The sequence below is a fragment of the Paracraurococcus lichenis genome (assembly GCF_030657435.1).
Taxonomy (GTDB): domain Bacteria; phylum Pseudomonadota; class Alphaproteobacteria; order Acetobacterales; family Acetobacteraceae; genus Paracraurococcus; species Paracraurococcus lichenis.
Genome location: NZ_JAUTWS010000003.1, coordinates 95,580 through 115,307 on the forward strand (window position 1 = coordinate 95,580; position 19,728 = coordinate 115,307).

A 19,728-nucleotide genomic window follows, 5' to 3' on the forward strand; every position below is an offset into this window, starting at 1 on the left:
GCAGGCTTTCGTCTCAAGGCGTTGGGCCACACTTCGTGCGGCCCAACCCGCGAAAGCCTGCTTAGCCGCCCGGCCGTGCGGCGCGGATCGCCTGCCAGACCCGCTCCGGCGTCAGCGGCATGTCGAGATGCGTGACGCCGAAGGGCCGCAGCGCATCCACAACGGCGCCGACCAGCGCCGGCAGGGCGCCGACCGTGCCGGCCTCCCCCGCCCCCTTGACGCCGAGCGGGTTGGTCCTGGTCGGCACCGGGTTGCTCGTCACCTGCATGGCGCAGAGATCGGCGGCGCGCGGCATCGGGTAGTCCTGGAAGCTCGCGGTCAGGATCTGCCCGTCGCGGTAGAGGATCGCCTCGCCGAAGACCTGGCCGAAGCCCTGCGCGACGCCGCCATGGATCTGACCCTTCAGCAGCAGCGGATTGATGACCGTGCCGACGTCGTCCACAACGGTATAGGCCAGCAGCCGCGTCTCGCCCGTCTCCGGGTCGATCTCCACCTCGGCGATGTGGCAGCCATTGGGGAAGGTGCCGTCGCCCGGGCGGGTCACCAGCGCGGCGCCGAGGCCGAGTTCCGCCCCGTCCGGCAGCGCGCCGGGCAGGTAGCTCTGCCGCGCCACCGCCTCCAGGTCGATGCCGCGGTCGGTGCCGGCGATGCGGAAGCGGCCGGCCTCGAACTCGATGTCCGCCTCCGCCGCCTCCAGCAGATGCGCCGCGATCTGCCGGCCGCGCGCGATCACCTTCTCCGCCGCGCCGACCAGCGCGGCACCGCAGGCCATCATGCTGCGCGAGCCGATGGTGCCGCGGCCATGCGCGACGCTATCCGTATCGCCGAAGCGGATCTGCACCCGGTCGGGCGCCAGGCCGAGCTTGGTCGCGACGATCTGCCGGAAGACCGTCTCGTGCCCCTGGCCGTGGTTGTGGCTGCCGACCAGCAGCGTCGCGCTGCCGCCGGAATCGAAGCGGATCTCGGCGCCTTCCTCCAGCGGCTTGCGATGCGGCCCGCCGGCGATCTCGATGGCATTGGCGATGCCGATGCCGCGCAGCATCCCGCGCGCCGCGGACTGCGCGCGCCGGGCGGGGAAGCCGGCCCAGTCCGCCGCCTCCAGCGCGAGTTCCAGGTTCCGCGGGAAGTCGCCGCAGTCATAGGTATAGTCGAGGCCGGTGCGGAAGGGCATCTCCTCCGGCCCGATCATGTTGCGGCGGCGGAGCGCGACGCGGTCCATGCCGAGCCGCTCGGCCGCGAGGTCCACCAGCCGCTCCATGGCATGGATCGCCTCCGGCCGCCCGGCGCCGCGATAGGGCGCGGTCGGCTGGGTATGGGTGAAGAGCCCCGTCACCTCGGTGCAGATATGCGGCGTGCGGTAGACGCCGGCGAGGCCGCCGACATTGTTGGTGGAGGAGACCGGCCCCTGCCAGGCGAGATAGGCGCCGAGATTGGCGAGCGTGCGCACACGCATCGCGAGGAAGCTGCCATCCGCGGCCAGGGCGAGTTCGGCCCGCGAGAGGTTGTCGCGGGCATGGCTGTCGCCGAGGAAGCTCTCCGTCCGCGTCGCGGTCCAGCGCACCGGCCGGCCGAGGCGCCGCGCCGCGAGCAGGCAGAGGACATGCTCGGGGAAGGGGCTCTCCTTCATCCCGAAGCCGCCGCCCACATCCGGCGAGACCAGCCGCAGCCGGTTGCTGGGCACACCGAGCGCGAATTCCGCGATCTCGTTCCGCATGACGTGCGGCAACTGCGTGCCGGTGTAGAGGGTGTAGCGGTCCTCGATGGGGTCGTGCAGGGCCAGGGCGTTGCGCGGCTCGAGCGGGTTCGCCGAGACGCGGCTGATCCGGTAGTCCAGCGAGACGACATGCGCCGCGCGGGCGAAGGCGGCCTCGACCGCGGCGACATCGCCGAGTCGGAAATGGAAGCACTCGTTGCCGGGGGCGAGGCCGGGCCAGACCTGCGGCGCATCGGGCCGGACGGCCTCGGCCAGGTCGGTCACCGCGGGCAGGGGCTCGTAGGCGACGGCGATGCGCTCGGCCGCGTCCTGCGCCTCCGCCGGCGTCTCCGCCACCACCGCCGCGACGACGTCGCCGACGAAGCGCACCATGTCCCTGGGCAGCACGCGCCATTCCGGCTGCACCAGCGGCGAGCCGTCCCGGCGCTGGCGCGGCGTGACGCAGCGCAGCCGCGCCGGGATGTCGAGATCGGCGGCGGTCAGCACCAGCCGGACGCCGGGCATGGCGCACGCCGCCGCGGCGTCGAGCGACAGGATCCGCGCCGCCGCATGCGGCGAGCGCAACACATGCAGGTGCAGCGCGCCCGGCGCAGGGATGTCGTCCACGAAGCGGCCGGCGCCGCGCAGGAAACGCCGGTCCTCCACCCGCCGCACCGGGGCGCCGATGCCCATGCCGTCCATGCCGTTTCCCCCTTCGCTTCGCCGGGGATGCTAGACCGCGCCGAAACCCCTTGCCCACCATGTCTCCTGCGGGCGAGGCTGGCGGCATGTCCGCAGTGATCGAGACTGCCGAGGCCGGACGCCGCGCGCAGACCAAGGCCCGGAACCGGGAGGCGATCCTGGCCGCGGCGCGGCGGGTCTTCGCCGAACTGGGCTACGAGGCGGCGAGCGTGCGCGACATCATCCGCCGCACCAACCTCGCCTCCGGCACCTTCTACAACTACTTCCGTTCCAAGGAGGAGATCGCCCGCGCGCTGGCCGCCGATGCGGCGGAGCGGCTGCGGCCCCTGCTGCGGGCGGAACGCGAGCGCGCGGCGGACCTGGAGGGCTGGCTGGACGGCGTCATCGGCGCCTATTTCCGCTACCTCGTCGAGGATTACGGCGGCCATGCCGCGGCGCTGCCGCATGTGCGCATCGACGCGACGCCGGCGCAGCGCGCGGTCTTCGAGGAGGTGCGGGAGAGCCTGACGCGCATCCTCGGCGACCGCCTCGCCCCGCAGGCCGACATGGCCTATCTCACGGCCGGCGCCATCGGCATCGCCCGCTATGTCGGGGAGCAGATGCTGCGCCGCACGCCGCCCGACCCGGACGGCGCCGCGCGGATCGCGGTGCGGCTGATCCTGCACGGGCTGCCTGCGGCCGCCCGCACGGCGTGATCAGGCGGGGATGCGCACCGGCAGCTCCGTGATGCCGTGCACGAAGGAGGAATAGACGCGCTTCGGCTCACCCACCACCTCGATCACCGGGAAGCGCCGCAGGATCTCCTCCCACAGGATCTTCAATTGCAGCTCCGCCAGGCGGTTGCCGACGCAGCGATGGATGCCGAAGCCGAAGGAGAGGTGCTGGCGGGGCCGCTTGCGGTCGATGATGAAGCGCTCGGGATCCTCGATCGCGGCCGGGTCGCGGTTGCCGGAAATGTACCACATCACCACCTTGTCGCCGGCGCGGATCCGCTGCCCGCCCAGCTCGAAATCCTCGACCGCCGTGCGGCGCATATGCGCGAGCGGCGTCTGGTAGCGGATGATCTCCGGCACCATGCTCTCGATCAGCGCCGGGTTGGCGCGCAGCTTGGCGTATTCCTCCGGATTCCGGTTCAGGAAGAGCAGCCCGCCGCTGATCGAGTTGCGCGTGGTGTCGTTGCCGCCGACGATCAGCAGGATGAGGTTGCCGAGGAACTCGCGCGGGGTCATGTTCCGCGTCGCCTCGCCATGCGCCATCATGGAGATCAGGTCGGGCCGCGGCTCGGCATTCACCCGCTGGTTCCAGAGCTCGGTGAAATAGGCGAGCACCTCGGCGAAGACCTCCTCGCGCTTCTCCTCCGAGGTGACGTAGCCGCCGGCCTCGATCGGCATGGTCGCGCAGTCCGACCAGAAGGACAGCCTGCGCCGGTCCTCGAAGGGGAAGTCGAACAGCGTCGCCAGCATCTGCACGGTCAGCTCGATGGAGACATGCTCGACCCAGTTGAAGGTCTCGCCCCGCGGCAAGCCGTCGAGGATGCGGCAGACGCGCTCGCGGATGATGCCCTCGAGCTTCGCCAGGTTGCCCGGGGCGACGATGGGCTGCACGACCTTGCGCTGCTCGTCGTGCCGCGGCGGGTCCATGGCGATGAACATCGGCAGCCGCAGGTCCTTCGGCCGGTCCCGGATGGAGATGCCGCCGAAGCCGCTGTCGGAGGAGAATACCTTGTGGTTCACCTCCACCGTCATGATGTCCTTGTAGGTCGTCACCGACCAGTAGGGCCCGAAGAAGGGGCTGGTGGTGCTGTAATGCACCGGCGCCTCGCGCCGCAGCCGTTCGAAATACGGCCACATGCCATGGGTCTGGAACAGCGCGGGGTGGCTCGGGTCCAACTGGTCGAGCGGCGTGGTCCAGGCCGCGGAGGCCGGATCGGGGCTGACGGGCGCGTTCATGGCCTTCCTCTCCCTCCTGTCAGTGCTGGGCTTCGGGCAACCGGACCACCAGGCCGTCGAGCTCCGGCGTCATGGTGATCTGGCAGGAGAGGCGGGAATTGGGCTGCGCCGTCGCGGCGAAGCTCAGCATGCTCGCCTCCTGCTCGGAGGGCGTGCCGGTCTTCGCCAGCCAGGGCTCCTCCACGAAGACGTGGCAGGTGGCGCAGGCGCATTCGCCGCCGCAATCGGCATCGATGCCGGGCACGCCGTTGTCGACGGCGCCGCGCATGACGGAGAGGCCTTCCTCCAGCTCGATCCGGTGCTCGGTGCCGTCGTGCTCGATATAGGTGACTGTCGGCATGGCCTGTCCCTTTGCTGCCCGCCCCTCAGGCGGTGAGATCCTTGAGCGGCTGCGCGGGGTCGCCGAGCAGCGCGGGCGCGACGCGCGCCTGCTTCGCCACCAGCATGCGGCCCGCCATGAACTCGGCCGGGGCGTTCACCGCCTCCACGGCCAGCACCCGGTGCCCGGCATCCAGGTGGAACACCGCGAAGCCGGGCGCGTCCGTGCCGCCGCGCACCACCGTTTCGTGCGCGTCGAAGGCGAGGCCCGCCATCTGCAGCCGCAGGTCGTACTGGTCCGACCAGAACCAGGGCACCTCCGGCGGCGGCGGCGGGCGGCCGCAGATATCGGCCGCGGCCTGCTTCGCCTGCTCGATGGCATTCGGCACGCTCTCCAGCCGCCCGGTGCGGCCATAGAGCGGCAGGGGTCGATGCGTGCAGTCGCCGATGGCGTAGATGAAGGGGTCGCTGCTGCGGGCCGCGAGGTCGACCACGATGCCATTGGCGCAGTCGAGGCCGGCCGCCTCGGCGAGTTCGACATTCGGCACCGCGCCGACGCCGACCAGCACCGTGTCGCAGGGGATGCGGGTGCCGTCGGCCAGCAGCACCGCGCAGGCCGCGCCACCCTCGCCTTCGATGCCGAGGACCTGCGCGCCGGTGATGATCTCGACGCCGTGCCCGCGATGCTGCGCGGCGAGGAAGTCCGACAGCGCCCGGCCCGCGACGCGCGCCAGGACCCGGCTCTCGCGCTCGATCACCACCGCCTCGGCGCCGAGGGCGCGGGCGGAGGCCGCGACCTCGAGCCCGATATAGCCGCCGCCGATGACCGCGAGGCGCCTGCCCGGCCTGAGCGCGGCCTGCAGCGAATCGGCATCGGCCGTGCCGCGTAGCGCGAGCACGCCGGCGAGGTCGGCCCCGGGCAGGGGCAGGGCCCGCGGCCGCGCCCCGAGCGCCAGGATCAGCCGGTCGTAGTCCAGCGCCGTCCCGTCCGCGAGCGTGACGCGCCTGCCCGCGCGGTCGAGCGCGGCGACGCGGGTGCCGAGGCGCAGCTCGATCCTCTGCTGGGCGTAGAAGCGCGCCGGGCGCAGCGCCAGGCTCTCGGCCGTCGCCTCGCCCTTCAGCCAGGCCTTGGAGAGCGGCGGGCGCTGGTAGGGCGGGTTCGGCTCCTCCCCCACCAGGGTGATGTCGCCCTTCCAGCCATATTGCCGCAGGAAGGCCGCGGCCGAGCCGCCGGCATGGCCCGCCCCCGCGATGACGATGCGTGGCTGGTATTCGCTCACGCCCCTGGTGCCTCCTCCCGATTTGGGGGAATGACACACCGAAGGTGACACAGGCGTCAAGAATGGGCTCGGGCCGCGGTCACGTTCCGCTGCACCCGCGAACCTCCGGTTGCCGCCGGCGTTGTCGCGGATCGAACCCCATTGGGACTGCAACAAGGCGAGCGATGCAGCGACGGCGTGTACTGATCGTGGAAGACGATCCCCTGGTGGCGCTCGACCTGGAGGCGATCGTGACCGCGGCGGCAGACGCCGAGGTTGCGGTGGCGCATTCCGTCAACGATGCCCGACGGGCCCTCGGCCGTGCCTCCTTCGACGCGGCCTTCCTCGACATCGACGTGACGGATGGCAAGACCTTCGAGGTCGCAAGCCTGCTGGCCGCGCAGGGTACCCCCTTCGCCTTCGTCTCGGGCGCGAAGCGGGAGGAGGTGCCGCCGCCGCTGCGGCAGGTGCCCTTCCTGCCGAAACCCTATGATCCCGAGGATATCGAGCGAACGTTCCTGGCCAGGTTGGCCACCAGGGGCTGAAGATGGGGGCGGGGGTGGCCACCTGGCGTGATGCCGGGCCCGACAGGACCGATGCAGGGGCCGGAAGGAAAGACACCGATATGACACCGGCCGGCTTCGAGGCAGGGCAAGGCCGGACCAGACCGGTCTGGGACGAAAGGGCGCGTCTTGCCGCGCTCGACAGCTACGCCATCCTGGACACGCCGCCGGAACGGGCCTTCGACGAGGTGGTGCGCCTGGCGGCGCAGATCTGCGATGCGCCGGTCGCGCTCGTCTCCCTCGTCGCCGGGGACCGGCAGTTCTTCAAGGCGGAACTCGGGATCGGCGTGCGGCAGACGCCGCTCGAGGTCTCGATCTGTGCGCATGCGATCCTGCGGCCGGGCCTCTTCGTCGTCCCGGACACCGCGGAGGACCCGCGCTTCGCCGGCAATCCGCTGGTCTGCGGCTCCCCGCATCTCCGCTTCTATGCGGGCGCGCTGCTGGAGACCGCGGAGGGCCTGCCGCTCGGGACGCTCTGCGTGCTCGATTACGTCCCGCGGCCGGAAGGGCTGACGGCGCAGCAGGGCTTCGCGCTGCAGGTGCTGGCGCGGCAGGTGATGTCGCAGCTCGAGCTTCGCCGCGCGCTGAAGGCGCGGGAGGAGGATGCGGCGCGCCTGGCCGAGAGCGAGCGGCAGTTCCGCGTCCTGGCCGATTCCATGCCGCAGATGGTCTGGGCGACCCAGCCGGACGGATACCACGACTACTACAACCGCCGCTGGTACGAGTTCACCGGCGTGCCCGACGGCTCGACCGACGGCGAGGGCTGGAACGGCATGTTCCACCCGGAGGACCAGGAGCGCGCCTGGATCCGTTGGCGGCACTCGCTGGCGACCGGCGAGCCCTATGAGGTCGAGTACCGGCTGCGGCGCGCCGACGGCGTCTATCGCTGGACGCTGGGCCGCGCCCTGGCGGTGCGCGATGCCGGCGGGCGCATCGTCCGCTGGTTCGGCACCTGCACCGATATCGAGGAGCAGAAGCAGACCGAGGAGCGGCTGCGGAGCAGCGAGGAGCGGCTGCGCCTGGCGCTCGGCGCGGCCGAGATGGTGGGGACCTGGGTCTGGGATGTCGGCACGAACCGTATCACCGCCGATTCCGGCTATGCCCGGCTGTTTTCCGTGGCGCCGGAGGCGGTGGCGGAGGGCCTGCCGATCGAGATGCTGCTGCCGGCGATCCACCCCGAGGACCTGCCGGCGACCGAGGTGGCGATCAACCGCGCGCTGGCCGGCGAGCATGACGGCGTCTTCGAGGCCGAGTACCGCGTGCTGCTGCGCGACGGCACGATCCGCTGGGTGAATGCCCGCGGCCGTTGCGAGCATGACGCGACCGGCCGGCCCACGCGCTTCCCCGGCGTGGTGATGGACATCACCGAGCGCAAGCAGGCCGAGGAAGGCAAGGAATTGCTGGCGCGGGAGCTCTCGCACCGCATCAAGAACATCTTCACCGTGGTGGGCGGGATGGTCTCGATCTCCGCCGCGGGTGCGCCGGCCGAGGTGCGCAGCTTCGCCGGCGTGTTCCGGCGGCGGCTGAACGCGCTGGCCGCGGCGCATGAATATGTCCGGCCGCACAGCCCCGAATCGCGGCCGGTGGCGATCGAGACGACCCTGCACGGGCTGCTGGGCACGCTGCTGGCGCCCTATGAGGAAGCCGGGGCGGAGCGCGTGCGGCTAGGGGGCGACGACGCGCCGATCGGGGTCAAGGCCGCGACCTCCCTTGCCCTGATCGTGCACGAGCTGGCGACGAATGCCGCCAAATACGGCGCGCTGGCGGCGACCGAGGGCCGCGTCACCATCGCCGGCGAACGCCGCGACGGCAATTTCGCGCTGACCTGGCAGGAGCGCGGCGGCCCGCCGGTGGAGGGGCCGCCGCAGCGCCGCGGCTTCGGCACGGTGCTGGCCGAGCGGGGCGCCATCACCCAGCTCGGCGGCACCGTCGCGCATGACTGGGCGCGGGAGGGGCTGACGCTCCGCCTGGAGGTGCCGCTGGAGCGGCTCGCCCACTGATCAGCTCTCGAGCAGCGCCCGCACCGCCGCCTTGACGAACGCCGCATCCGGCGGGTTGGGCTGCGGATTGCCGGCGCGGTGGCCCCAGATGCTCGGGATCGGGGCAAGGCGGCCATGCCTGAGGTGCGGCAGCTCGGCCTCGTTGTCGGCGACGCGGAAATAGAGGTCCGTCTCGCCCGGCATCAGCAGCACCCGCGCCTCGATCGCCGACAGCGCCTTCGCCAGGTCGCCGCCGTAGCGCGGATGGTCGCTGATGTCGCCGGCATCCCAGGTGCGGAGCTGCGCCAGCAGGTCGGCGGCGGGGCGGCGGGCGAAGCGCTGCTCCCAGTCCCGCACCAGGAAGGTCTCGAGGTCCGGCGCGCCGAGCGCCGAGAGGTGCAGGCCGGCGCGGTAGAAATCCTGGCTCAGCGCCCAGCCGGCATAGATGCGGCCGAAGGCGCGCAGCGCCTTCTGCGGCTGCGCCGAGAAGAGCGCCGTGCCGTCGTATTCCGGCGCCGCCTCCAGCGCCGCCATCAGGCCGGCGAGGAAGACGCGGTTGTGCACGGCGGTGCGGGCGCTGCCGCAATTGACGACGATGCGCGCGACCTCCGCCGGATGGGCCGCCGCCCAGTGATAGGCCTGCTGCGCGCCCATGGACCAGCCATAGACGGCGTGCAGCCGCTCGATCCCGAAGACCTCCCGCAGCAGGCGCCGCTGCGCAGCCACGTTGTCCCAGGCCGTGACCAGCGCCGGCCAGGGCGCGGTATTGGACGGCGAGGAGGACAGCCCGTTGGTGAACATGTTGGGCTGGACGATGAACCAGCGGGTCGGGTCGAGGATGCCGTCGGGCCCGATCAGCCATTCCAGGTCCGGGTGCTGCGCCCCGTAGCTGGTCGGGTAGAGCACGGCATTGTCCCGCGCCGCGTTCAGCGTGCCGTGCGTCTTCCAGGCGAGCTTCGCATCCGGCAGCACGCCGCCCTTGTGCAGCGGCAGGTCGCCGAGGGCGAGGACGCCCTCCTGCTGTGCCCAGCTCATGCGCGCAGCGTCCGGATGTAGTCGCGGTGGAACCGGGCATAGCCCGGCTGCAGGTAGCCCAGCCTCTCCTTCAGCACCCGGTGCGCATCGCCCAGGCGATGGAAGGGGATGAAGGGGTAGAGGTGGTGCTCGGCATGGTAGGGCATGTTCCACATCAGCAGGCGGATGAGCGGCGAGGTCAGCACGGTCCGCGTATTGGTCAGCCCGTTGCGGTCCGTGCTGCAGCCGGTGTGCTCCGCCAGCAGGTAGAGGCGCAGCAGCGGCTGGGCCATGAGCTGCGGCAGGACCCAGAACAGGAAGGGCGTCGCCCAGCCGAAGAGCGCGGCCGAGACCAGCGCGCCGCCCGCCATCACCGCGACCTCCGCCCGGATGCTGCGGATGACGCGCGGCGCCTGCGCCTCGCCGATATAGGGATAGGCCGAGAGGTCGCAGCGCAGCCCGGCCGCCAGCACCGTCAGGCGGAAGCGCCAATAGGGGATGGACAGCACGCGCAGCAGGTAGCCGTCCAGGGTCGTCGGCGGCGGCGTCGCCAGTTCCGGGTCGCGCTCCGGGTCCTGGGTGAAGCGGTGATGCGCGGTGTGGTAGAGCTGGTAGAAATGCCAATTATAAAGCGCGGGCAGGCCGGACAGCCAGCCGATCGCGGCATTCGCCCGCCGGCTGGCGAAGGCGGTGTAGTGGCTGGTCTCGTGGAAGGGCGCGAAGAGCGCCGCCTGCACGATGCCGAGCAGCAGCATGGCAGGCACCACCCACCAGCCCGGCGCGAGGGCGACCAGCGTCCCGGTCGCCAGCAGCAGCGCGGCGTGGATCGCCAATTGGCGCCAGCCTTCGGTATCGCTGCGCCCGGCGAGCCCCTTCATCTCGGTGGCGGATGGTGCCTCCATCGTCAGACCTCCACGTCGCGATTGACGTCCTTGTAGAGAAGGTAGGCAGCGTCGCCCCAGCCCGTGCAGTAGAACTGCTGCGGCACGAAGCTGCCCAGCCAGACGAAGTCGCCCGTCCACAGCTCGTGCCAGTCGCGATCCAGCAGTTGCAGCCCCTGGCCTTCCAGCATGACCAGCCCGTGCTCGAAGACATGCGTCTCGACGCAATGGAAATGCGAGCCGGGCGAGAAGCCCATGACGTTCATCTCGAAATCCATGGTCATGTCGGCGGTGCCGAGCAGGTATTGCCGCCAGCGGCCGCTGTCATCGACGGTCGTGCGCGGCGTCGCGTCGCGGCTGCCGAAGCGGACCCCCGGCGCATCGAAGCCCTGCGCCGGGACGTAGCGGCGCTTGATCCAGACGGCGCTGACCGGCCCCGCACCCTTGTTGACGAAGCCGAAGCCGGTGCCGGCCGGGACATAGGCGAAGCCGCCGGGCGCCAGGCTCTCCGTGCCGCCAGCCGTCACGGTCAGGGTGCCGGCGAGGACGTAGAGGAAGTGCTCCAGCCCGTCGTCGCGGGTGCCGCGCGTGCCGCCACCGGGGAAGACCTCCAGCCTGCCTTGCGCGAAGCGGGCGCCCATCAGCGGCGTCGCCTGGTAGAAGACCTGGGCATCCTTCAGGCCCGGCAGCAGGCTCGGGAACATGCCGTCCGGCGGCAGCACGGCGTAGTTGCGAGTGACGAGGCTGCGGTTGTGGCCGATGACGCCGGGCGGGACGAAGGCGGGCATGGGTGGCTCCGGGCAAGGGGCGCGCCGCGGCGGTCCAGCAAGAACGGGGCCGCCCGGCGCCGCGCCTCCATTCCACGAATGGAGCCGCGATGCCAGGGGCGGCCGCGGGGGCCCGGTCAGACCGTGTGGCCGGCCATCATGCTGAGGGCGGGCTCGCGCGCCAGCGCCTCCCGGATCGCCGCCGCATCCCGCCCGCCCTTGTCCAGCGCCTGCTTCAGATGCGCGGCATAGGCGTCGGACACCACGGCGGGCAGCAGCGGTTCGTTGCCATCCACGATGGCCTGGATGAGGGCGGGGCCAGGTGCGGCCAGCGCCTCCTCCAGCACCCGCCCGGCCTCCTCCGGCCGCTCGATGGTGAAGCCGCGCGCGCCCATGGCCTCCGCGGCCTTGGCGAAGTCGATGCCCGGCACCGTCACGCCATGGTCCGGATTGCCCAGGAACAGCATCTGCTCCCACTTGATCTGGCCGAGCGTGCCGTTGCGCAGCACCAGCAGCTTGAGCGGCAGCCGCATCTCGACCGCGGTGGCGAACTCGCCGAGTTGCATGGACAGCCCGCCATCGCCGATGACGCCGAAGATCGGCCGGCCCGGGAAGGCGCAGCCGGCCGCGACCGCATAGGGAATGGCGCAGGCCATGGAGGCGAGCAGGCCGGAGACGCCGAAATCATGGCCCGGCTGCAGGCGGATGTGGCGCGCGACCAGGCCCGTGTGGTGCCCGCTGTCGGCCACCACCACCGCATCCGGCGGCAGGCGCCGGCCGAACTCCGCAACGGGGACGGAGGGGTTCATCGGCAGCCGCTCGCTGGTCTCGGCGGCGCGGATGGTGTCGTACCAGCGCCGCGTCTCGGCCTGCGCCATCTCCAGGAACCCGCGGTCCTCCTTGCGGCGGAGCTGCGCATTCAGCATCTCGAGCGCCGCGCGGGCATCGCCGACCAGCCCGGCCTCCGCCGGCTGGCGCAGCCCGATCCGCTGCGGGTCGCGGTCGATCTGCACGACGCGGGCCTGGCCCGGCTTCGGGTAGTACTCGGCATAGGGGAAGGTGGAGCCGACGATCAGCAGAGCGTCGCATTGCGCCATGACGGCATGGGTACCGAAGGTGCCGTAATAGCCGATGCCGCCAGTGGTGTAGGGGTGGTCGTCGGGCAGCACCGCCTTGCCGAGCAGCGCCTTCGCCACCGGCGCGCCCAGCATCTGCGCGGTCTGCTCCAGCTCCGCCCGCGCCTCCAGCGCGCCGCGGCCGGCGAGGATGGCGACGCGACGCGCGCCGTTCAGGATCTCCGCCGCGCGCCCGACCTCCCCGGCATCGGGCAGGCAGAGCCCGTCCTGCCAGCGCGGCGCGGTCTGCTGCGCCTTGCCGCGCGGGGAGGGCTTGTCCTCCTCCGCCTCTTCCTCCTGCACGTCGGTCGCCAGCGCGAGATGGGCGACGCCGTGCCGGGCGAGGGCGCTGCGGCAGGCGAGGCTGGTCACCATCGCCGCATGCTGGGCGCCCATGACGCGGGCGTTGTAGACCGCGACATCGGCGAAGACGCGGTCCAGCGGCACGTCCTGCTGGGTGAAGGTCTCGGCGAGGTCGTGATAGGGCAGGCCGGTCAGCGCCACCACCGGCGCCAGGTCCAGCTTGGCGTCGTAGAGGCCGTTCAGTAGGTGCAGCCCGCCCGGACCCGTCGTGGCGAAGCAGCAGCCGATCCTCCCCGTCCACTTGGCATAGGCGGCGGCCATGAAGGCGGCGCTTTCCTCATGCCGGACGGGGACGAAGCGGATGCGGTCTTGGCGGGTCCTGAGCGCCTCCACCACGCCGTTGATGCCATCCCCGGCCAGGCCGAAGATGGTGTCCACGCCCCAGGCGTGCAGCGTGTCGATGACGATCTCGCTGGCGTTCGGCATGCATCGGGCTCCCGTTGTTCCGGGGCGAACGCCGGCGAACCGTGGCGGATGCGGCGGCAGGCGTGGAACGTCCCGGCTTGCCGGCCGCCCGGCCGGGCCCTAGCGTGCCGCCACCCGGCCGGAAGAGCCGGGCCCGAGGATCGCCGCGCCGGCCCGTACCCCTGCCGAAAGGGCCCCGCCCATGCACCCCTTCACGATGCCCGAGGGCATCCAGGCCCGCGTCGCCGCGCGCTGCGGCACCCCGCATCCCTTCGCGCAACTCGACCCGAAGCGCACGGCGCTGGTCGTCGTGGACCTGCAGAACGGCTTCATGCGGCAGGACCTGGCGCATGCCTGGTGCCCGATGGCCGAGCACGTCGTGCCCGCCGTGAACCGCCTGGCGGCAGCGCTGCGCCGGGCCGGCGGCGCGGTCTACTGGATCCAGAACACCTTCGACGCCCGCTGCGAGACCGAATGGTCCATCATGCAGGAGATGGTGACCCCCGAGGCGCGCGCCCGCCGCGCCGCCGCCATGAGCGAGGGGACGGAAGGCAACCGGCTCTGGCCCGCCCTCGATGTCCGGCCGGAGGACGAGGTGGTGCGGAAATACCGCTACAGCGCCTTCATCCAGGGCGGTTCCGACCTGCCGGCGCGACTGCGCGCTCGCGGCCTCGACACGGTGCTGATCACCGGCACTGTGACCAATGTCTGCTGCGAGAGCAGCGCCCGCGACGCCATGATGCTGAACTTCCGGACGGTGATGGTCAGCGACGGCTGCGCCGCGGTGACGGACGAGGAACACGCGGCCAGCCTGATCGCCTTCTACCTGCAATTCGGCGACGTGCTGACGGTGGACGAGTGCATTGCGGGCTTCGGGACGGCGGAGGAGAAGGAAGCGGCGTGAGGCCATCCGATGGTCGGAGCGCGCTAGGCGCGGAGAGCTGAATCGGATGGGGAATCCTATGAAGAAGGTTGCGTTCATCGGCACGGGCGGGACGATCAGTTCGATCGGCAAGGGCCCGCTGGATTACGTGAACTACGGCGCCAATGGCGTCATGCTGCAGGCCGGCGGCATCCTCGACCGCTTCCCGGAGGTGCAGGAGGTCGCCGAGGTCTTCGCGGTGCCCTACCGCAACGTGCCCTCGCCGCAGATCGGCTGGCCGGAGTGGAAGGAACTGGTCCTGCTCTGCGACCGGATCCTCGCGGAGACGCCGGATGTCGCAGGCATCGTCATCGGCCACGGCACCGCCTCGCTCGAGGAGACGGCGTATTTCCTCTCCCTCACGCTCAAGGTCCCGGTGCCGGTGGTGGTGGTGGGATCGCAGCGCCCGGCCTCCTCGCTCTCGACCGATGCCGGGCTGAACCTGGTGAATGCCGTGCGGGTCGCGGCCAGTGGGGAGGCGCGCGGCCTTGGCGCGCTGGTGCTGCTGAACGACGAGATCCAGGCGGCACGGGAGGTGACCAAGACCTCCACCGGCCGGATGCAGACGTTCCGCAGTCCGGATGTCGGCGTGCTCGGGCATGCCGATGGCGACACCCTGGCCTGGTATCGCCGGCCGATCCGCCGCACCGCGCCCGACACCGAGTTCGACATCCGCGGCCTCGATTCGCTGCCGCGGGTGGACATCGCCTATAGCTACGCCAATGCCGACGGCACGGCGGTGCGGGCCTTCGCCGCGGCCGGCGCCGCAGGGATCGTCGCCGCCGGCTTCGCGCCCGGCTTCGTCACCCCCGGCGATGCGGCGGCGCTGAAGGCGGCGCGGGAGAAGGGCATCGTCGTGATGCAATCGACCCGGGCCGGCAGCGGAAGGGTCTTCCCGACCACCAAGCTGGCCGAGGCGGGCTTCATTCCGGCCGACAACCTGAACCCGCAGAAGGCCCGCATCCTGCTCGCTTTGGCCTTGACGGTCACGAAGGACCCGCAGGAGATAGCGAGGATCTTCGCCACCTACTGAGACTCGGGAAGGATGCCGGCCGCCGCATGAAATTCCTCCATGCCGCCGACATCCATCTCGACAGCCCGCTCGCCGGCCTCGCCGCCCGGTCGGACCTGCCGGGCGAGCTGATCCGCAACGCGACGCGCCGGGCCTTCGCCGCCATGGTGGACCTGGCGATCGCCGAGGACGTGGCCTTCGTCGTCATCGCCGGCGACCTCTACGACGGCGACTGGAAGGACTTCTCCACCGGCCTCTTCTTCGCCGAGCAGATGCGCCGCCTCGGCCGTCCCTGCTTCCTGCTGCGCGGCAACCACGATGCGAAGTCGGTCATCACCAGGTCGCTGAAGGCGCCGGGGAATGTCCATGAATTCTCCGCCCGCACCTGCGAGACCGTCGCGCTGCCGGACCTCGGCATCGCCCTGCACGGCCATTCCTTCCCCAACCGCGCCGTGCCCGAGGACCTCTCGGCCTGCTACAAGGACCCGGTCCGCGGCCTGCTGAACATCGGCGTGCTGCACACCTCGGCCGAGGATCCGGGCGAGCACGAGACCTATGCCCCCTGCCAGGTCGGGGCACTGCAGCTCAAGGGCTATGGCTACTGGGCGCTCGGCCACATCCATGCCCGCCGCGTGCTCTGCGAGCGGCCCTGGGTGGTCTTCCCCGGCAACCTGCAGGGGCGCCACGCGAAGGAGACCGGCGCCAAGGGCTGCAGCATCGTCCATGTCGAGGATGGCGAGGTCAGGGCGGTCGAGCACCGCGCCGTCGACGTCCTGCGCTGGGCGGCGCTGGAGGTGGATGCCGAGGCCGGCGACATCCTGACCCTGCAGGACCGGCTGGCCGAGGCCGCCCGCGCGGCGGTGGCGGAGGCGGGCGACCTGCCGGTCCTGGCCCGCGTCACGCTGCGCGGCGCGACGCCGCTGCACGCCGCCCTGCTCGCCGATGCCGAGCAACTGGCCGCCGAATGCCGCAACGCCGCGCTGGCTGCCGGCGGCACGCTCTGGGTCGAGGCGCTCAAGCTCCGCACCCGCCCGGCCCGCACCGCCGAGGAAGGCGCGCTGCGGCCGCTGCGGGAGGCCTTCGCGGCGGCACTCGACGAGCCCGCCCGCATGACCGGGCTGCTGCAGGAATTCGAGTCGCTCCGCCGCAAGCTCCCTTCCCATGCCCAGGAGGGGCTCGACCTGCCGGCCGATGAGGCAGCGCTGCGGGCGCTGGCGGAGGACGCCTGGGCCGAGGCGGCGCGCGCCATCGCGGAGGCCGAGGCGCCATGAGGCTGCTGCGGCTCGACCTGCTGCGCTACGGCCACCTGACCGACGTCTCGCTCGATTTCCCGCGCGAGGCCGCGCTGCATGTCGTCCTCGGCCCGAACGAGGCCGGCAAGTCCACGGCGCTGGAGGCGATCGGCGACGCGCTCTTCGGCTTCCCCGCCCGGACCGGGCGCGACTTCCTGCACGCCTCGAAGGACCTCCGCATCGGCGTCACGCTCGCCGGCCGGGACGGCGCGACGGCAAGCTTCCTCCGCCGCAAGGGCCGGCAGCAGACGCTGCTGGACGCCGAGGAGAACCCGCTGCCGGAGGAGGCGCTGCGCCGCTTCCTCGGCGGCGCCGACCGCGACCTCTTCGACCGCGCCTTCGGCCTCGACGGCGCGCAACTGCGCAGGGGCGGGGAGGAGTTGCTGAAGGCGGGCGGTGACAGCGGCGAGAGCCTGCTCGCCGGCCTCGGCGTCATGCACCTGCACAAGGCGCTGGCGAAGCTGGACGAGGAGGCCAAGACGCTGGTCGGCGACGGCCGCGGCAAGCGGCAGTTCAGCATCGCCATGGAAGCCTGGAAGCAGGCCCGCGACGCCGCGGCCGAGGCCGCGGTGCGCCCGGCCGAGTGGCAGGAGGCGACGGAGCGCCTGGCCGGCATCGTGGCGGACCTCGCTGGGGTGCAGCAGGAGATGGCGGCGCTGGCGCGGGAGGACAGCCGCCTGCAGCGCATCCGCCGGGTGAAGCCGCGCCTTGCCGAGCTCGACCATGCGCGCGGGCAGTTCTCGCTGGTCGCCGATGCCCCGCGCCTGCCCGCCGATGCGCGCGCCGCGCTCGAGCACGGGCGGGAGGCGCGCCGCGCCGCCGCCCAGGACGCCGAGCGCGAGGCGGAGGCGGTGCGCCGCCTCTCGGAGGACCTGGAGGCGCTGCCGCGCGACGCCGCCGTGCTCGCCCTGCAGGATGGCATCGATTCGCTGGCCGGGCGTCGCGCCCTGGTGCAGCAGGCCGAGGCCGACCTGCCGGCGGTCCGCGCGCGGCTCGAGGGCTACCGGGCCGCGGCGGCGGAGGCGGCGCGCGGACTCGGCCTCGACCTCCCGGCCGAGGCGCTGCGCGAGCGCCTGCCGGCCGAGGCGCTGCGCCGCCGCGCGCAGGCGCTGCTCACCGACCGCGCCCGGCTGGTCACCCAGCGCGAGGCCGCGGCGCAGGTGCTGGCGGCCGCCCATCGCGCCCGCGACGCGGCGGCTGTGGCCGTGCAGGCGGCGCCCGCGCCGCCCTCGCCGGCGCCGCTGCGGCAGGCGATCCAGGCGGCGCAGCGCGAGGGCCGCATCGACCGCGAGCTTGAGGCGGCCGAGCGCCGCCTCACCGGCGCCGCGGAGGCCGCCGCCGCCGCCCTCGGCGCCCTGCCGCTCTGGTCCGGCGATGCCGCGGCGCTCGCCGCCTGCCGACTGCCGCTGGCGGCCGAGGCGGAGGCGGCGGCGACGCGCCTGGCCGAGGCCGATAGGGCTCTCGGCAAGGCGGGCGAGGAGGCGGCGCTGGTCGCGGCCGAGATCGCCCGGCTGCAGGAGGAACTGGCCGACCTTGCCGCTGGCGAGACCATGCCGACCCGGGCCGCGGTCGAGGCCGCGCGCGGCGAGCGTGACCGCGCCTGGCGCCTGCTTCGCCGTGCGCTCGAGGGCGGCGCACCGGCGACGGCGGAAGAGCGCGCCGGGCTGCCGGAGGCACCATTGCCCGAGGCTTTCGAGCGCCTCTGCGACGCGGCCGACCGGCTCGCCGACCGCCGCGCGGACGAGGCGCAGCGTGTCGCCGACTGGCTGCTGCGCTCCGACCGGCTGGAGCGCGCGCGGGCCCGCCATGCCGAGGCGGGGAGGGGGCTGGCCGCGGCCGAGGCCGCCGCGGCGGCGGCGCTCGCCGCCTGGCAGGCCCTCTGGACCCCGGCGGGCATCGAGCCCCGCGCGCCCGAGGCCATGAAGGAATGGCGGGCGCAGCGCGCCGAGGTCCTGCGCCTCCTGGCCGAGGCGCGGGCCGCGCGCGAGGCCCGCGACGACCTCGCCGCGCGGCGCGAGGCGGTGCGCGAGCCGCTCGCCGCCCTGCTGCCCGGCGGCCCCGCCGGCCCGGCGCTGGCGCCGTTGCTGAACGCCGCGGACCTCGCCTGCCAGGCGGCCGAGGAGGCCGTGGTCGAGCATCGCCGGCGCCTCGACCGGCTCGCCACCGAAGAGAAGCGCCTGCCCGAATTGCGCGACCGGGCCGAGGCCGCGGCGCGGGACCTCGCCGCCGCGGAGGCCGGCTGGGAGGAGGCCGTCGCGGCGCTCGGCCTGCCGCCCGGCGCGGGCGCCGAGGCGATGGAGGCCGCGCTGCTCGCCTGGGGCCGCATCGCCGAGGCCGCCGAGGCCTGGCGGGAGGACGAGCGCCGCATTGCCGACATGCAGCGCGCCGTCGAGGATTTCGCGGCGGCGACCGCGGCGCTGCTCGCCGCCCTGCCGGAGGCGGAGGGGGAGGGCGCGCCGGCGCTGCTGCTGCCCGGCCTCGTGCGGCGGCTGGCCGAGGCGCGCAAGGCGGAGGATGCGGCCGAGGCGCTGGCCCGCCGCATCGCCCAGCACCGCGAGGCCGCCGAGGTCGCCGGGCAGCGCTTGCGCCAGGCCGAGGCCGGCCTCGCCGCCCAGCGCGCGGCCGCCGGCGCGGTGGACGAGGCCGCGCTCGAAGAGGCGATCGACCTCGCCGCCCGCCGCGACCGGCTGGCCGCCGAGGTGGAGGGCCTGGAGCGCCTGCTGGCCGAACAGTCCGACGGCATGCCGGAGGCGGCGCTGCGCGAGGAGGCTGCGGAGGTCGGGATCGATGCCGCGACCGCCCGGCTCGAGGAGATCGGGCGCCAGCGCGCCGCGCTGGCGGAGCGGCTGAGCGCCCTCGGCGGCGAGCGCAACGCCGCCGAGCAGGTGCTGCGCGACCTGGAGAAGGGGCGCGACGCCGCCGCCCATGCCCAGGCCGCCGAGCAGGCGCTGGCCGAGGCGCGCGGCGCGGCCGAGCGCTATGCCCGGCTGCACCTCGCCCGCCGCCTGCTGCAGGCCGGCATCGAGTGCTTCCGTGCCGAGCGCCAGACCCCGCTGCTGCGCGATGCCGGCCGCCACTTCGCCCTGCTGACGGGCGGGCGTTACGCGAAGCTGGCGGCGGAGGAGGACGAGAAGGGCCGCATCGTGCTGCGGGCCGTCCGCTCCGACGGCAGCGACTGCGCGGTAGAGGCGCTGAGCGAGGGCACGCGCGACCAGCTCTACCTCGCGCTGCGCATCGCCGCGGTCGAGAGCCATGCGGCGAATGCCGAGCCGCTGCCCTTCATCGCCGACGACCTGCTGGTGCAGTTCGACGATACGCGGGCGGCGGCGGCGATCGGCCTGCTGGCGGAGCTCGGGCGGGTGGTGCAGCCGATCCTCTTCACCCACCACACGCATCTCGCCGAGCTCGCCGCGCGGCAGAAGGGCGTGCAGGTGCAGGTGCTGCCGGGCGGCGCCCCAGCGCCGGTGGAGGCGCGCAGCGCCGCCTGAGCCGGT

The 19,728-nt window shown here is 73.0% G+C and carries 15 protein-coding genes; 7 read left to right on the forward strand and 8 right to left on the reverse strand.

Features of this window, described 5'->3' with window-relative positions:
* Positions 1 to 61: 61 nt before the first annotated feature.
* The gene (locus tag Q7A36_RS04040; RefSeq protein ID WP_305102375.1) at positions 62 to 2,395 is read right to left on the reverse strand and encodes a xanthine dehydrogenase family protein molybdopterin-binding subunit; all 2,334 of its coding nucleotides are present in this window, start codon (positions 2,393 to 2,395) and stop codon (positions 62 to 64) included.
* Positions 2,396 to 2,481: 86 nt separating this feature from the next.
* Here Q7A36_RS04040 and Q7A36_RS04045 point away from each other — a divergent pair, with 86 nt between their 5' ends.
* A complete protein-coding gene (locus Q7A36_RS04045) occupies positions 2,482 to 3,090 on the forward strand; it encodes a TetR/AcrR family transcriptional regulator (RefSeq protein WP_305102376.1) in 609 nt (202 codons plus the stop codon).
* Here Q7A36_RS04045 and Q7A36_RS04050 read toward each other — a convergent pair whose 3' ends face one another.
* The 3 genes from Q7A36_RS04050 to Q7A36_RS04060 are packed head-to-tail and all read right to left on the reverse strand — an operon-like array spanning position 3,091 to position 5,942.
* Positions 3,091 to 4,344 (reverse strand): cytochrome P450, encoded by a 1,254-nt coding sequence (locus Q7A36_RS04050; RefSeq protein WP_305102377.1) that lies wholly within the window; start codon positions 4,342 to 4,344, stop codon positions 3,091 to 3,093.
* A gap of 19 nt (positions 4,345 to 4,363) precedes the next feature.
* Positions 4,364 to 4,684 (reverse strand): 2Fe-2S iron-sulfur cluster-binding protein, encoded by a 321-nt coding sequence (locus tag Q7A36_RS04055; RefSeq protein WP_305102378.1) that lies wholly within the window; start codon positions 4,682 to 4,684, stop codon positions 4,364 to 4,366.
* Positions 4,685 to 4,709: 25 nt separating this feature from the next.
* Positions 4,710 to 5,942, reverse strand: coding sequence for an NAD(P)/FAD-dependent oxidoreductase (locus Q7A36_RS04060; RefSeq protein WP_305102379.1), 1,233 nt, complete (start codon positions 5,940 to 5,942; stop codon positions 4,710 to 4,712).
* A 188-nt stretch (positions 5,943 to 6,130) separates the two neighbouring features.
* On the opposite strand from Q7A36_RS04060, the gene Q7A36_RS04065 reads away from it, so the two are divergent.
* Positions 6,131 to 6,466: a response regulator gene (locus Q7A36_RS04065; RefSeq protein WP_305102380.1), complete on the forward strand. Its 336-nt coding sequence runs from the start codon at positions 6,131 to 6,133 to the stop codon at positions 6,464 to 6,466.
* 80 nt (positions 6,467 to 6,546) lie between these two features.
* Entirely contained in the window at positions 6,547 to 8,484 is a 1,938-nt protein-coding gene (locus tag Q7A36_RS04070; RefSeq protein WP_305102381.1) for a PAS domain-containing protein, read from the forward strand.
* Here Q7A36_RS04070 and Q7A36_RS04075 read toward each other — a convergent pair whose 3' ends face one another.
* The 4 genes from Q7A36_RS04075 to Q7A36_RS04090 form a co-directional block, all read right to left on the reverse strand.
* Positions 8,485 to 9,498 (reverse strand): alpha/beta fold hydrolase, encoded by a 1,014-nt coding sequence (locus tag Q7A36_RS04075; RefSeq protein ID WP_305102382.1) that lies wholly within the window; start codon positions 9,496 to 9,498, stop codon positions 8,485 to 8,487.
* A complete protein-coding gene (locus tag Q7A36_RS04080; protein ID WP_305102383.1) occupies positions 9,495 to 10,379 on the reverse strand; it encodes a fatty acid desaturase in 885 nt (294 codons plus the stop codon). The genes Q7A36_RS04075 and Q7A36_RS04080 overlap by 4 nt, the downstream gene beginning before the upstream one ends.
* Before the next feature lie 2 nt (positions 10,380 to 10,381).
* On the reverse strand, positions 10,382 to 11,146 hold the full coding sequence (allE, locus tag Q7A36_RS04085; protein WP_305102384.1) for a (S)-ureidoglycine aminohydrolase: 765 nt from the start codon (positions 11,144 to 11,146) through the stop codon (positions 10,382 to 10,384).
* Between the two features lie 116 nt (positions 11,147 to 11,262).
* The gene (locus Q7A36_RS04090; RefSeq protein ID WP_305102385.1) at positions 11,263 to 13,029 is read right to left on the reverse strand and encodes a thiamine pyrophosphate-dependent enzyme; all 1,767 of its coding nucleotides are present in this window, start codon (positions 13,027 to 13,029) and stop codon (positions 11,263 to 11,265) included.
* 181 nt (positions 13,030 to 13,210) lie between these two features.
* Between Q7A36_RS04090 and Q7A36_RS04095 the strand changes: the two genes are divergently transcribed.
* From Q7A36_RS04095 to Q7A36_RS04110, 4 genes are read left to right on the forward strand one after another with little or no spacing between them, the layout of a single operon-like run.
* On the forward strand, positions 13,211 to 13,912 hold the full coding sequence (locus Q7A36_RS04095) for an isochorismatase family cysteine hydrolase (protein WP_305102386.1): 702 nt from the start codon (positions 13,211 to 13,213) through the stop codon (positions 13,910 to 13,912).
* Positions 13,913 to 13,970: 58 nt separating this feature from the next.
* On the forward strand, positions 13,971 to 14,963 hold the full coding sequence (locus tag Q7A36_RS04100) for an asparaginase (protein ID WP_305102387.1): 993 nt from the start codon (positions 13,971 to 13,973) through the stop codon (positions 14,961 to 14,963).
* 26 nt (positions 14,964 to 14,989) lie between these two features.
* Positions 14,990 to 16,213 carry a metallophosphoesterase family protein gene (locus tag Q7A36_RS04105; protein WP_305102388.1) on the forward strand — a complete coding sequence of 408 codons (1,224 nt, stop codon included), beginning with the start codon at positions 14,990 to 14,992 and terminating at the stop codon, positions 16,211 to 16,213.
* Positions 16,210 to 19,722: a YhaN family protein gene (locus Q7A36_RS04110; RefSeq protein WP_305102389.1), complete on the forward strand. Its 3,513-nt coding sequence runs from the start codon at positions 16,210 to 16,212 to the stop codon at positions 19,720 to 19,722. The genes Q7A36_RS04105 and Q7A36_RS04110 overlap by 4 nt, the downstream gene beginning before the upstream one ends.
* Positions 19,723 to 19,728: the final 6 nt, after the last annotated feature.

Excerpts from the sequence above, each read along its gene's own strand:
- Q7A36_RS04090 (WP_305102385.1), bottom strand. The coding sequence starts at position 13,029 with ATGCCGAACGCCAGCGAGATCGTCATCGACACGCTGCACGCCTGGGGC.
- Q7A36_RS04070 (WP_305102381.1), top strand. The coding sequence starts at position 6,547 with ATGACACCGGCCGGCTTCGAGGCAGGGCAAGGCCGGACCAGACCGGTC.
- Q7A36_RS04045 (WP_305102376.1), top strand. The coding sequence starts at position 2,482 with ATGTCCGCAGTGATCGAGACTGCCGAGGCCGGACGCCGCGCGCAGACC.
- Q7A36_RS04050 (WP_305102377.1), bottom strand. The coding sequence starts at position 4,344 with ATGAACGCGCCCGTCAGCCCCGATCCGGCCTCCGCGGCCTGGACCACG.
- Q7A36_RS04075 (WP_305102382.1), bottom strand. The coding sequence starts at position 9,498 with ATGAGCTGGGCACAGCAGGAGGGCGTCCTCGCCCTCGGCGACCTGCCG.
- allE (WP_305102384.1), bottom strand. The coding sequence starts at position 11,146 with ATGCCCGCCTTCGTCCCGCCCGGCGTCATCGGCCACAACCGCAGCCTC.
- Q7A36_RS04110 (WP_305102389.1), top strand. The coding sequence starts at position 16,210 with ATGAGGCTGCTGCGGCTCGACCTGCTGCGCTACGGCCACCTGACCGAC.
- Q7A36_RS04095 (WP_305102386.1), top strand. The coding sequence starts at position 13,211 with ATGCACCCCTTCACGATGCCCGAGGGCATCCAGGCCCGCGTCGCCGCG.
- Q7A36_RS04100 (WP_305102387.1), top strand. The coding sequence starts at position 13,971 with ATGAAGAAGGTTGCGTTCATCGGCACGGGCGGGACGATCAGTTCGATC.
- Q7A36_RS04055 (WP_305102378.1), bottom strand. The coding sequence starts at position 4,684 with ATGCCGACAGTCACCTATATCGAGCACGACGGCACCGAGCACCGGATC.
- Q7A36_RS04080 (WP_305102383.1), bottom strand. The coding sequence starts at position 10,379 with ATGGAGGCACCATCCGCCACCGAGATGAAGGGGCTCGCCGGGCGCAGC.
- Q7A36_RS04105 (WP_305102388.1), top strand. The coding sequence starts at position 14,990 with ATGAAATTCCTCCATGCCGCCGACATCCATCTCGACAGCCCGCTCGCC.
- Q7A36_RS04040 (WP_305102375.1), bottom strand. The coding sequence starts at position 2,395 with ATGGACGGCATGGGCATCGGCGCCCCGGTGCGGCGGGTGGAGGACCGG.